Below are 12840 nucleotides of genomic sequence, written 5' to 3'. Positions count from 1 at the left end.
ATGCCCACGCTAACTATTGATGGTAATGAAATTACCGTAGATGCCGGGACAACAGTCCTTCAGGCGTGTGAGAAGTTAGGAATTGAGGTTCCGCGCTTCTGTTATCACGAACGCCTGTCGATTGCCGGTAACTGCCGCATGTGTCTTGTTGACATGGAGCGTTCGCCTAAGCCGATTGCAAGCTGTGCAATGCCTGCGGGTGATGGCATGGTAATCCACACAAATACTGAGCGTGTTAAGAAAGCACGTGAAGGTGTGATGGAATTCCTGCTGATTAACCACCCACTTGATTGCCCGATTTGTGACCAAGGCGGTGAATGTGAGCTTCAAGACCAATCTGTAGCTTTTGGTGCAGGTAACGCTCGTTTTGATGAAAACAAGCGCGCGGTTGAAGATAAAAACATGGGGCCGCTTATCGCGACCACCATGACACGCTGTATTCACTGTATGCGCTGTGTGCGTTTCAGCGATGAAATCGGCGGTGTTGATGACATGGGTGCGCTAGGCCGCGGTGAAAACGCGGAAGTGGTGACTTACCTTGATGGCCTTCTGGATACTGAACTGTCAGGTAATGTAATTGACCTTTGTCCGGTTGGTGCACTTACAAGTAAGCCATACGCGTTTACTGCACGTTCTTGGGAGCTATCCTCCACGCCGTCAATCGATGTGATGGATGCGGTTGGTTCTAACATCAATATTGATACTAGAGACGGCTACGTAATGCGCGTTCTGCCTCGTATCCATGATGATGTGAACGAAGAGTGGATTTCCGATAAAACTCGCTTTGCTTATGACGGCCTTAAAAAGCGCCGTTTGGACCGCCCATACGTACGTAAGGGTGATAAGCTTGAGCCGGCATCTTGGAACGAAGCATTTGCGGCTATTAAAACTGGTGTTGCAGGTGCTAAAGGTACTGAAGTAGCTGGTATTGTTGGTGATCTCGCTGACATGGAGAGCATGTTTGCTCTTAAAGGTCTTCTAGGCTCACTTGGCTCTGACCGCATTGAAGCGCGTCAGGACGGTGCTGCACTAGATGCATCTGTTCGCTCAGGTTACATCATGAATTCTGGTATTGCAGGCATTGAAGATGCTGATCTTATTCTTCTCGTGGGCACAAACCCTCGCAAAGAAGCACCGCTTGTTAATGCACGTATCCGTAAGACAGTTCGCAAAGGCAGCTTGAAAGTCCTTAATATCGGTCCTTCAGCGGATCTTACTTATGATGTTGAAGATTTCGGTGATGATGCGAGCCTTCTTAAATCAGCAAAAGGCGGTCGCCACGCGATTTCGAAACTGCTGAAAGCTGCAGAGAAGCCAATGATTATTGTTGGTCAGGCTGCTCTTCGTGGTGAAAACGGTTCTGCGGTACTTAAGATGGCACGTGATGTTGCTGACAAATACTGCGTCAAGGAAGGCTGGAACGGCTTTGGCGTTCTTCACACTGCTGCAAGTCGTGTTGGTGCCCTTGATCTTGGTCTGACAACAGAAGGCGGCGTGAAATCAATTCTTGCGGACGCTGAAGCGGGCAAGCTTAAAGCTGCTTTCCTTCTTGGCGCCGATGAGTTTGATACAACTGCTCTTAAAGATGTTTTCACTGTTTACGTAGGTACACACGGTGACGAGGGCGTTAAAAACGCTGATGTTATCCTGCCTGCAGCTGCTTATAGCGAAAAAGCCGGTACATATATCAACACTGAAGGTCGTGTTCAGAAAGCTGCTAAGGCAGCCAATGCTCCGGGTGATGCCCGTGAGGACTGGACGATCCTTCGTGCGCTTAGCGATGTAATCGGTGAAACACTTCCATTTAATTCAGCATCTGACCTTCAGGCAAAACTTGTGGAAGCTGTTCCACATGTTGCAACTGTTGATACGCTACCAGCAGAAGAGTGGGGCGACTTTGGTGTTGAGGGTGAACTTGGTAAAGATGGATTTGTTCTTTCAGCAACAAACTTCTATCAAACCAACCCAATTGCGCGGGCTAGCTCTGTAATGTCAGAGTGCATTGATGCTCGTCAGGAGGCTTAGGGACCAATGGTTGAAGCATTTTTTGAATGGTTCCCTACTACTTGGTTAGGGATGTTACTCGGAGTGGAGCAAACTGGTTTGTTCTATTTCGTGACGATTGTTGCAATTATTCTCGCGATTGTGTTCCCGCTGCTTATCGCAGTTGCTTTCGCAGTTTATTTCGACCGTAAGATTTGGGCTTCTGTGCAGCTGCGCCGTGGTCCGAACGTGGTTGGCCCGTTTGGTCTTCTCCAGTCATTTGCGGATGGCTTTAAGTTGTTCCTGAAGGAAACAGTTATTCCGACAGGCGCAAACAAAGCGATCTTCTTAATGGCCCCGATGATTACGTTCGTGCTTGCGCTTATCTCTTGGGCGGTTATCCCGTTTGGTGACGGTATGGCACTCGCTGATCTGAACGTTGGTATCTTATACATTCTGGCGGTTTCAAGCCTTGGGGTATACGGTATTATCATGTCAGGTTGGGCATCAAACAGCCGTTATGCGTTCCTTGGTTCACTTCGTTCCGCCGCGCAGATGGTATCGTACGAAGTATCTATTGGTTTCGTGCTTGTATGTGTTCTTCTCGCCGTAGGTTCCTTGAACCTTAACGATGTAGTGCTTGCGCAGGCTGGCGGTATTCACCACTGGTATTTCATTCCATTCGCACCTGTATTCCTGATTTTCTATATCTCTGCTCTCGCTGAGACTAACCGCCCTCCATTCGATCTTCCTGAAGCGGAAGCTGAGCTCGTGGCTGGTTATCAGGTTGAATACAGCTCTATGGCGTTTGCGCTCTTCTTCCTTGGTGAATATGCAAACATCCTGTTGATGTCTGCTGTGATGGCAATCCTGTTCTTCGGTGGTTGGTATGCGCCAATCCCTGCACTTGATTTTATCCCAGGATTCTTCTGGCTGTTTATCAAGATTTGTTTCTTCTTCTGGACTTTTGCAATGGTGAAGGCGTTTGTACCGCGTTACCGCTATGACCAGTTGATGCGCCTTGGTTGGAAAGTATTCCTGCCATTATCATTATTCCTCGTAGTGTTCTACGCCGGCTTCATGGTCGCGTTTGACCTGCTGCCTGGTCAATAGGAGGGCTGATTAGATGTCTGCTATTGCACAAACAGTTAAAAGCCTGATCTTGAAAGAGTTCTTCGCGGCTTTCTGGCTTTCGATCAAGTATATGTTCAAGCCTAAAGCTACGATCAACTATCCATACGAGAAAGGCCCGCTAAGCCCACGTTTCCGTGGTGAACATGCTCTTCGCCGTTACCCAAACGGTGAAGAACGCTGTATCGCTTGTAAACTGTGTGAAGCAATTTGCCCGGCTCAGGCGATTACGATTGAAGCTGAGCCTCGTGAAGATGGTTCTCGCCGTACAACACGCTACGACATTGACATGACCAAGTGTATTTACTGTGGTTTTTGTCAGGAAGCGTGCCCAGTTGATGCGATTGTTGAAGGTCCGAACTTTGAGTTCGCGACGGAAACACGTGCTGAACTGCTGTACAGCAAAGAAAAACTACTGGCTAACGGTGAGCGTTGGGAGCGTGAGATCGCTCAGAACATCGCAGCTGATGCGCCGTACCGCTAAGGAAGGAATAGATTAATGCTTAGCCTTAGCTTAACTGAATTAGCCTTTTACTTATTTGCCTTTGTTACTGTGGCAGCTGGTGCGCTCGTGATTTCTGCGAAAAACCCGGTACACAGTGTTCTTTGGCTTATTCTGGCTTTCTTCAGCTCCGCAGGACTGTTCGTTCTGATGGGTGCTGAATTCCTCGCGATGCTGCTTGTGATCGTATACGTAGGGGCTGTAGCGGTGCTCTTCCTCTTCGTGGTGATGATGCTTGATATCAACTTTGTTGAACTGCGTCAGGGCTTCTTGCAGTATCTGCCGATTGGCGCGCTTATTGGTGCTATTCTAGCGATTGAACTAGTGGTTCTCGGTTCCGCTTGGCACTTTGGCCCGGATGTGGCTTCAAATATCGCGGCGCAGGCGCCTGCGGCTACAGAAGTGGAAAACACTAAAGCGCTCGGTCAGATTATTTACACAGATTATATCTTCATCTTCCAGACAGCTGGTTTGATCCTGCTTGTGGCAATGATTGGTGCGATTGTTCTTACACACCGCACACGTCCTGGCGTGAAGCGTCAGAATATTGCTGAGCAGGTTGCTCGTCGTCCTGAAGATGCATTTGAACTTGTTGATGTAGAAGTTGGTAAAGGTGTTCCTATGCCAACGAAGAAAGGGTAGGGCCAGAAGTCCATGACAATTGGGTTAGGACATTATCTGACGGTCGCCGCAATCCTGTTTGTATTCGGGGTTTTCGGTATCTTTCTAAACAGAAAGAACGTCATCATTATTTTGATGTCTGTAGAGCTTATGCTTCTTGCAGTTAACATCAACCTGGTAGCCTTCTCTACATATCTGAATGATTTGGTTGGTCAGGTATTCGCCATGTTCGTTTTGACAGTTGCTGCTGCTGAAGCTGCAATTGGTCTTGCGATCCTTGTAGTTTACTTCCGTAACCGCGGTTCGATTGCGGTTGAAGATATCAACCAGATGAAGGGGTAAGGGACAATGGAATTTGCCATTAAAACTCTTGTTTTCTTGCCGCTTATCGGCTTCTTGATTGCTGGTATCTTCGGCTCAAAAATCGGCGATAAAGCCAGCCAGATTGTTACAACTGGTTTGCTCTTTATCTCTGCAGCACTTTCTTGGATGGTGTTCCTGGATGTTGCCCTTGACGGCAACAAATATCCTGTAACGCTATTTAACTGGGTTACATCAGGTACACTTTCCTTTGATTGGTCAGTAAGTGTTGATGCACTCACTGCTGTGATGCTTGTTGTTGTGAACTCAGTTTCTGCACTGGTTCACCTATATTCAACGAGCTACATGGAAGAAGATCCGCACAAACCACGCTTCTTTGCGTATCTGTCGCTCTTCACATTCATGATGTTGATGCTTGTTACATCTGACAACCTGGTTCAAATGTTCTTCGGTTGGGAAGGTGTTGGCGTAGCTTCTTATCTGCTTATTGGTTTCTGGTTTAAGAAACCAACAGCAAATGCAGCTGCTATCAAAGCGTTTGTTGTAAACCGTGTTGGTGACTTTGGTTTTGCACTTGGTATCTACGCAACATTCCTTCTTTTCGGATCAGTAGAATTCGATGTGATCTTCGCGAATGTTGGCCAATATAAAGACGCTACAATGAGCTTCCTAGGCCATGACTATCATGCGCTTACAGTTGTTTGTTTGCTTCTATTTGTTGGTGCAATGGGTAAATCAGCTCAGCTTGGTTTGCACACATGGCTACCTGATGCGATGGAAGGCCCGACACCTGTATCAGCGCTTATTCACGCTGCTACAATGGTAACAGCGGGCGTGTTCCTTGTTGCTCGCTTTAGCCCAGTGTTTGTAGAAGCGCCAGACGCGATGGCTGTTGTAACGGTTGTTGGTGCTCTAACGGCCTTCTTCGCAGCGACTGTTGGCCTTGTTCAGAATGATATTAAACGTGTGATCGCTTATTCAACTTGTTCGCAGCTTGGTTACATGTTTGTGGCACTTGGTGTTGGGGCGTTTGGCGGCGGTGTATTCCACCTCTTCACACACGCTTTTTTCAAGGCACTTCTATTCCTAGGCGCGGGTTCGGTGATCCACGCAATGCACCATGAGCAAGATATGCGCAATATGGGGGGCCTTCTTAAGAAGATCCCATTCACTGCAACAGTTATGTTCATCGGTAATTTGGCTATTACGGGTGTACCGCTTCTATCCGGTTACTATTCAAAAGACCTGATTATTGAAGCAGCGTTCGCAGCACATTCTGGTGTTGGTGAGTTTGCCTTCTTCATGACTGTGGTTGCAGCACTTATGACAAGCTTCTATAGCTGGCGCCTATGGTTCATGACATTCCTTGGTGAAAGCCGCGCGGATGCTCATACATATGATCATGCTCATGAAGGCCCGATGTTCCAGATGCGCTTCCCACTTGCAGTACTTGCCTTTGGTGCAGTATTCGCGGGTATGACGTTTAAAGAAGCGTTTATTGGTCATGACGTAGCTGGTTTCTGGAATGGTGCGGTTGATCTTTCTGTGAAAGTAATGTCTCACGGTGAAAGCCTTCCTATTATGGAAGCAGCTCACCACGTTCCAGGCGCTGTAAAGCTTGCGCCGATGATCGCTATGATTGTTGGGCTTCTGCTTGCTGCATGGTTCTACGCACGTAAAACTGATCTGCCGCAGCGCACTGCAAAAACATTCAACCTGCTTTACGATTTCCTACTTAATAAGTGGTACTTCGATGAGCTGTATGACTTCCTGTTCGTGAAGCCTAGTTTTGCTCTTGGCCGCATCTTCTGGAAACGCGGTGATGAGCAAACCATTGATGGTTTTGGTCCGAACGGTGTGTCTGCTGCGGTTGCAATGGTTGCTGCTAAGGTACGCAAGCTTCAAACCGGATATGTTTATCACTATGCATTTGCCATGATTGTTGGCCTTGCTGCTATCGTGACCTGGTTTATGGCCAGCGGCATAAGCAGCGGCGCCGGGCATTAAGGGCAGGGGAATAGACAAATGTTATTTATTGAAAATCACCTGCTCAGCTTCATGATGATTATCCCGCTTATTGGTGCGGCGATTATCATGATGATTAAGCATCAGGATAAAGAAATTGAGAAGCGGAACATCCGTCAGGTTGCTCTGTGGACGACGGTTGCAACGTTCCTGCTCAGTATTCTACTTTGGGCTGGCTTCGATAGCACAACAGCAGATTTCCAGTTTGTTGAAAAATATAACTGGGTTGGCGAAGACATTAAGTATTACGTGGGTGTGGACGGTATTTCCATGCTGTTCGTCGTACTTTCAGCCTTCCTTATGCCAATCGTTGTTCTTGCAAGCTGGGATAGCGTTCAGAACCGCGTAGCGGAATATATGATTGCCTTCTTGGTGTTAGAGACACTGATGATCGGTGTATTCTCTGCACTGGATATTTTCCTTTTCTATGTGTTCTTCGAGGGCGGTCTGATCCCAATGTACCTTCTTATCGGTGTTTGGGGCGGCGCGAACCGTGTATATGCAAGCTTTAAGTTCTTCTTATATACACTTCTAGGCTCTGTGGTGATGCTTGTTGCTGTGCTCTATATGTTCATTGAAACAGGTACGACTGAAATCCCAGCGCTGATGACACATGGTTTTGATACGGATGTTCAAAACTGGCTGTGGCTTGCGTTCTTCGCTTCATTCGCGGTGAAAATGCCGATGTGGCCGGTTCACACTTGGCTTCCTGATGCACACGTACAGGCACCAACTGGTGGTTCTGTAATCCTTGCGGGTGTTCTTCTGAAAATGGGTGGTTACGGCTTCTTGCGTTTCAGTCTTCCAATGTTCCCTGAAGCGACAGAGCATTTTGCTTGGCTTGTGTTTGCACTATCGATTGTAGCGATTGTTTACACATCACTTGTCGCACTTGTTCAGGAAGATATTAAAAAGCTGATTGCTTATTCTTCTGTTGCTCACATGGGTTTTGTGACAATTGGTATTTTCCTTCTGAATCCAAACGGTATTGAAGGTGCCATCTTCACTATGCTTAGCCACGGTATTGTATCTGGTGCGCTCTTCCTGTGTGTTGGTGTGATTTATGATCGCCTTCATACACGTGAAATCGCTCGTTACGGTGGCCTTGCAATTAATATGAAGATGTATGCTGCTACATTCGTGATCTTCACGATGGCTTCTGTTGGCCTTCCTGGTACAAGCGGTTTTGTGGGTGAATTCCTTGTTCTTAACGGTGCTTATACTGTGAACACTTGGGTGGCCTTCGGTGCAACAACAGGTGTGATCCTGGGGGCTGCTTATATGCTTTACCTCGTTCGCCGTGTTATCTTCGGTGAGCTTGATAAAGACGATGTGAAAGCAATGCCTGATCTAAATCTACGTGAAAAGATCATCATAGCACCGCTAATTGCTATCGTTATTTGGATGGGTGTGTATCCGAACAGCTTCCTTGAGCCAATCCACACATCTGTTAACAGCTTGATTGAAACTCATTTCTCAGCAAACACTGAGCATGCTGCGGCACCTGCGCCGCAGTCTGCTGCACGCTAAGGAGCCTTTGACCGATGAACGGTGAATTAAATCTATTCGTTGCTTTGCCAGAAATTATCATGGCAGTTTGGGCGATGGCTCTTTTGATGCTGGGTGTATTTCAGGGTGACAAGAGCTATAACCAGATTTCTAATCTAACAATCGTGGGCTTTATTGTATGTGCGATTGTGATGCTGGTGAATGTCGGTGGTGAACGTCAGGTTGCTTTTGGCGGCATGTTTATCTCTGATGCATTTGCAGTGTTTATGAAAACGCTGGTGTATGCTGGCGGCGCGGTTGTGCTTCTGATCTCAACCACATACCTAAAAGACCATAAAATCGCTCGTTTTGAATTCCCAATTCTGGTGATGCTTGCGTCTCTCGGTATGTTGCTGATGATTTCGGCGAACAGTCTTATGTCTCTTTACGTAGGCCTAGAGCTTCAGTCTCTATCTCTCTATGTACTGGCGGCAATGAACCGTGACCGTACACGCTCTACAGAAGCGGGCCTGAAATACTTCCTTCTTGGTGCACTAAGTTCTGGTATGCTGCTTTATGGTATTTCGCTGATTTACGGCTTTACTGGTACAGTAGACTTTGATGCTCTTGCTCAGGTTCTGAAAACAGAAGGTGCATCTAATATTGGTGCGGTTATTGGCCTTGTGTTTATGCTGGCTGGCCTTGCATTCAAAGTATCTGCAGTTCCATTCCATATGTGGACGCCGGATGTTTATGAAGGTTCTCCAACCCCTGTAACGGCATTCTTTGCTGCAGCGCCTAAGGTAGCAGCACTCGCGCTCTTCATCCGTGTGATGGTTGGTGCATTCCCTGGTCTTATGCATGAGTGGCAACAGATTGTGATCTTTATCTCAATCGCTTCTATGCTTGTTGGTGCTTTCATTGCGCTTGTTCAAACAAACATTAAGCGTCTGCTTGCCTATTCTTCTATCGGCCATATTGGTTATGCCCTTGTTGGTTTGGCGGCAGGTACACAAGCTGGTGTTGAAAGCGTGCTGATCTATATCGCGATCTATCTAACCATGACGCTAGGTACTTTCGCATCAGTACTTACTATGCGCCGCAGCGAAGGTATGGTTGAGAATATCTCTGACCTTGCCGGCCTGTCTCGTAACAACCTGCCGATGGCAGTGGCACTCGCGATCTTTATGTTCTCACTTGCAGGTATCCCGCTCCTCGCTGGTTTCTGGGGTAAGTGGTATGTGTTCCTTGCAGCTGTAGAAGCAGGCCTGTGGCCAGTGGCTCTGATTGGTCTCCTCGCTAGTGTGGTAAGTGCATTCTATTACCTGCGCGTTGTTAAGATCATGTTCTTTGATGAACCAGCTGCGAGCTTTGATGGCAACCATGGCCGCTCTGTATCGTTTGTGATTGGTGTGTCTGCGCTGATTAACTCACCAGTGAGTTATATTCTGCTTGTTGCACCGCTAATTACAGCGGCTGGTTGGGCGTCTAAGGCGCTGTTGTTCTAGTGAACATACCATCTTTTGAAAATTGGGGAGCCTCGATGCCGCATGGTGTCGGGGCTCGCTTTTTTAATAGCTTAGATAGCACGAATATTAAGGCGACGGAGCTAGCAACTACTGGTGATAAAGGCCCGGTATGGCTTGTTGCTGGTACGCAAGATGCTGGCAGAGGGCGTCAAGGTAGGGTTTGGACATCAAAGCCCGGTAATCTATACACTTCCTTACTGTTCGCACCACATATCAAGCCTGTAGATGCTGGTGCATTGCCGTTTATCACTGCTCTTGCTGTACGAGAGACATTCGTTGGCCTGGGGCTTGAAAACGAGCAAGTGCAGTGTAAATGGCCAAATGACATCCTGATTAATCACAAAAAGGCCAGCGGTATTTTGATTGAAAGTTCTGCCGGAAGTAATGGCTATCTCGATCATGTGATTATCGGCATCGGTATGAATTTGTTACATAGCCCGACGGACGCTGCTTTTAAAGCTACCTCGTTTTTTGAAGAGACGAAGAAAACTGTTGAAGTAAGAGATGCGCTTCAGCTCCTCGCTCATAATATGAAAAAACGATTAGATAGCTGGATAGTAGGCCAGTTTGAACCTATTGGGCGAGAATGGACTGAAAATGCTTGGGGTTTAGGCGAAAAGAGAGAGATTAGAACCACTAGAGATACATTTGAGGGCACACTTTTGGGCCTTGATAGCCATGGTGGTTTAAAAATTTCAGTTCCAACTGGTGAAGAACAGACTATATATGCGGCTGATATCTTCCCAAGTTTATCTGGTAATTAGAGGGTAGAGTTATGCTGCTAACCATTGATGTAGGAAATACCAACACTGTTTTTGCTTTGCTTGAAGGCGAGAAGACAGTGGAATTTTGGCGTTTATCTACGGTGGATCAGCGAACTGTAGAGGAATATATGGTTTGGATCAGCCACTTGATGGCTCTTCATGATCGTTCCCCTAAAGACGTGCACGGTGCGATCATTGCCAGTGTGGTACCGCAGGTGGTGAGGCCGCTAAAGCAGCTCTGTGAGAAGTATTTTAATACCTCGCCTCTTGTGGTGGGTGATCCGGGTGTGGATATCGGTGTTGAGGTTGATGTTACCAACCCAGGGGAAGTTGGCGCAGACAGGCTCGTGAATGCAGTAGCAGCCAATGATATGTATGGTGGGCCACTTGTTGTGGTAGATTTTGGTACGGCAACAACTTTTGATGTGGTCGGGGAAACGGGCGCTTACCTTGGCGGCCTGATTTGCCCTGGTATCAATCTTTCTCTTTCTGCTCTTCATCAAGCCGCCGCAAAACTTCCTCGGATTGCCGTAACCGCGCCAGAAGATGATCGCTGCACGGGTAAAACCACGCTGGAAGCTATGCAGTATGGTATTTTCTGGGGCTATATTGGGATGATTGAAGGCATTGTGCAGCGCCTGAAGAAAGAGCACTCAGAAGATATGAAAGTGCTTGCGACAGGGGGCTTGGCACCTGTTTTCGCTGACTGGACCGATGCCATTGATGAAGTTAGTAGTGACCTGACTCTCGAAGGTCTTCGTATAATTTTTGATAATAACAATAAATAAGCATATATGGCCTACCTAAAACCAAAAGATAAAAGCCTTTATTTTCTGCCGCTTGGTGGTTCAGGCGAAATTGGAATGAACCTCAACTTATATGGCCATAAAGGCAAATGGTTGATGGTAGACTGCGGTATGATGTTTGGGGGAGAATATACTCCTGGTGTTGACCTTATTTTCCCTGATCCTGCCTTTATTGAGGACGAGAAGAAGCATATCTCTGGCTTGGTATTAACCCACGGTCATGAAGACCATATTGGGGCGGTACCTTATCTGTGGGATCGGTTCCGTTGTCCGGTTTATGCTACAGCTTTTACCGCCGAGCTAGTTAAAGACAAGTTGAACGAAGCAGGCCTTCTTGATGAAGTCGAGCTCATAATTGTTGAGCCATCTCAGGCTTATGATATTGGGCCATTTGATGTGACGTATGTTCCTCTTGCGCATTCTATCGCGGAAGGGCACGGCATTGTTATACGTACAGAAAGTGGTACGATTTTCCATACAGGTGATTGGAAACTTGATGCTAACCCAATTATTGGGCCGGCATGCCCAGCCGATACACTTACTCAGCTAGGCGAAGAGGGTGTTCTCGCACTTGTTGGGGACAGTACAAATGTCTTTAATCCAGAAAGTTCAGGTTCTGAAGCAGATGTGCAACAAAACCTGATCGAAGTGGCAAAAGGACAGAAGAACAGGGTAGTGATTACCACCTTTGCCTCTAATGTTGCGCGGTTAGAAACAATTGGTGCAGTTGCTAAGGCTACAGGCCGTAGCTTAGCTCTTATGGGACGTTCTATGCACCGTGTTTATAATGCAGGTAGAGCAACTGGTTATTTTAAAGATTTTCCGCCGCTTGTTGACGAAGAGCATATCTCGGATATCCCACGTGATCGTATTTTGATTGCTTGTACCGGATGCCAAGGCGAACCGAGGGCAGCAATTGCCCGTATTGCCCGGGATGAGCACAAGAATGTTCATCTAAGCCCAGATGATACGGTTATCTTTTCTTCAAAAATTATTCCTGGTAATGAACTGGTTTTGGGAAGCTTGTTTAATAATTTATCATCAAAAAAGATCAACGTTATCACAGAGAAAGATGCTTTTATTCATGTATCAGGTCATCCTGGGCAGGCTGACCTTAAGCAAATGTATGAATGGGTAAAGCCGCAAACGGCTATTCCTGTGCACGGTGAAGCACGGCATTTGATACGTCATGCAAAGTTCGCTCGTGAAATGGGTGTGAAGCATACATGTGTGCCAAAGAATGGCGATATTTTTGAGATTACGGTGGACGGTATTCATCTGGTTGATGAAGTGCCTGTTGGTCGTTTGGCACTGGACGGGAAATATATCTCGTCTGTTGATGATAACGCGATTGTTGAGCGTCGCAGGGCTGCTGTGAGCGGGTTTATTACTGTTAGTCTTATACTGGATGATGATGGTGTGCTGCTAGCGGAGCCTGCAGTTGCTATGCTTGGGATTCCGAAGGGGTATGATCCGGTTTTTCAGGACGCAATAATTGATGCTGTTGAAACAGCGATCGAGCGCCTGAATGCCAGAGGCTTAAAAGCAAATAGAGATATCGAAGAAACTTGCAGAATTACCATTAGAAGGTTCTGCCGCACTGAAATAGGGAAAAACCCAGGCGTAGCCACGTTGATTACCTACGAACGAGATATGGATTTAGAATAGAG

Annotated in this window: 11 protein-coding genes; all 11 read left to right on the top strand. The window is 47.0% G+C overall.

Features of this window, described 5'->3' with window-relative positions; translation table 11 throughout:
• Genes nuoG through KFE96_RS11555 form a run of 11 tightly spaced genes read left to right on the top strand, consistent with a single transcriptional unit; the run spans position 1 to position 12838 of the window.
• Positions 1-2025 carry an NADH-quinone oxidoreductase subunit NuoG gene (nuoG, locus tag KFE96_RS11605; RefSeq protein WP_255832749.1) on the top strand — a complete coding sequence of 675 codons (2025 nt, stop codon included), beginning with the start codon at positions 1-3 and terminating at the stop codon, positions 2023-2025.
• A gap of 51 nt (positions 2026-2076) precedes the next feature.
• On the top strand, positions 2077-3096 hold the full coding sequence (nuoH, locus tag KFE96_RS11600; protein WP_370650587.1) for an NADH-quinone oxidoreductase subunit NuoH: 1020 nt from the start codon (positions 2077-2079) through the stop codon (positions 3094-3096).
• A 13-nt stretch (positions 3097-3109) separates the two neighbouring features.
• Positions 3110-3598, top strand: coding sequence for an NADH-quinone oxidoreductase subunit NuoI (gene nuoI, locus KFE96_RS11595; protein ID WP_247021372.1), 489 nt, complete (start codon positions 3110-3112; stop codon positions 3596-3598).
• Between the two features lie 15 nt (positions 3599-3613).
• Entirely contained in the window at positions 3614-4258 is a 645-nt protein-coding gene (locus KFE96_RS11590) for an NADH-quinone oxidoreductase subunit J (RefSeq protein WP_247021374.1), read from the top strand.
• A gap of 12 nt (positions 4259-4270) precedes the next feature.
• Positions 4271-4579: an NADH-quinone oxidoreductase subunit NuoK gene (nuoK, locus tag KFE96_RS11585; protein ID WP_247021377.1), complete on the top strand. Its 309-nt coding sequence runs from the start codon at positions 4271-4273 to the stop codon at positions 4577-4579.
• A gap of 6 nt (positions 4580-4585) precedes the next feature.
• Positions 4586-6565, top strand: a complete 1980-nt coding sequence (nuoL, locus tag KFE96_RS11580) for an NADH-quinone oxidoreductase subunit L (protein WP_255832747.1) — start codon at positions 4586-4588, stop codon at positions 6563-6565.
• Between the two features lie 18 nt (positions 6566-6583).
• Positions 6584-8113, top strand: a complete 1530-nt coding sequence (locus KFE96_RS11575) for an NADH-quinone oxidoreductase subunit M (RefSeq protein WP_255832746.1) — start codon at positions 6584-6586, stop codon at positions 8111-8113.
• A 14-nt stretch (positions 8114-8127) separates the two neighbouring features.
• Positions 8128-9579 carry an NADH-quinone oxidoreductase subunit NuoN gene (gene nuoN / locus KFE96_RS11570; protein ID WP_255832745.1) on the top strand — a complete coding sequence of 484 codons (1452 nt, stop codon included), beginning with the start codon at positions 8128-8130 and terminating at the stop codon, positions 9577-9579.
• Between the two features lie 35 nt (positions 9580-9614).
• Positions 9615-10364, top strand: a complete 750-nt coding sequence (locus KFE96_RS11565; protein ID WP_255832744.1) for a biotin--[acetyl-CoA-carboxylase] ligase — start codon at positions 9615-9617, stop codon at positions 10362-10364.
• A gap of 11 nt (positions 10365-10375) precedes the next feature.
• Positions 10376-11152, top strand: a complete 777-nt coding sequence (locus KFE96_RS11560; RefSeq protein WP_255832743.1) for a type III pantothenate kinase — start codon at positions 10376-10378, stop codon at positions 11150-11152.
• A gap of 6 nt (positions 11153-11158) precedes the next feature.
• Positions 11159-12838 (top strand): ribonuclease J, encoded by a 1680-nt coding sequence (locus tag KFE96_RS11555; protein WP_255832742.1) that lies wholly within the window; start codon positions 11159-11161, stop codon positions 12836-12838.
• Positions 12839-12840: the final 2 nt, after the last annotated feature.

Source organism: Kordiimonas sp. SCSIO 12603, assembly GCF_024398035.1.
Lineage (GTDB): Bacteria > Pseudomonadota > Alphaproteobacteria > Sphingomonadales > Kordiimonadaceae > Kordiimonas.
The sequence above is the reverse complement of the archived record's forward strand: the minus strand, read 5'-3'. Positions and strand labels throughout refer to the sequence as shown.

Coding starts and splice junctions, on each gene's coding strand:
- KFE96_RS11575 (WP_255832746.1), top strand. CDS start 6,584: ATGTTATTTATTGAAAATCACCTGCTCAGCTTCATGATGATTATCCCG.
- KFE96_RS11565 (WP_255832744.1), top strand. CDS start 9,615: ATGCCGCATGGTGTCGGGGCTCGCTTTTTTAATAGCTTAGATAGCACG.
- nuoH (WP_370650587.1), top strand. CDS start 2,077: ATGTTACTCGGAGTGGAGCAAACTGGTTTGTTCTATTTCGTGACGATT.
- KFE96_RS11560 (WP_255832743.1), top strand. CDS start 10,376: ATGCTGCTAACCATTGATGTAGGAAATACCAACACTGTTTTTGCTTTG.
- KFE96_RS11590 (WP_247021374.1), top strand. CDS start 3,614: ATGCTTAGCCTTAGCTTAACTGAATTAGCCTTTTACTTATTTGCCTTT.
- nuoN (WP_255832745.1), top strand. CDS start 8,128: ATGAACGGTGAATTAAATCTATTCGTTGCTTTGCCAGAAATTATCATG.
- nuoL (WP_255832747.1), top strand. CDS start 4,586: ATGGAATTTGCCATTAAAACTCTTGTTTTCTTGCCGCTTATCGGCTTC.
- nuoG (WP_255832749.1), top strand. CDS start 1: ATGCCCACGCTAACTATTGATGGTAATGAAATTACCGTAGATGCCGGG.
- nuoI (WP_247021372.1), top strand. CDS start 3,110: ATGTCTGCTATTGCACAAACAGTTAAAAGCCTGATCTTGAAAGAGTTC.
- KFE96_RS11555 (WP_255832742.1), top strand. CDS start 11,159: ATGGCCTACCTAAAACCAAAAGATAAAAGCCTTTATTTTCTGCCGCTT.
- nuoK (WP_247021377.1), top strand. CDS start 4,271: ATGACAATTGGGTTAGGACATTATCTGACGGTCGCCGCAATCCTGTTT.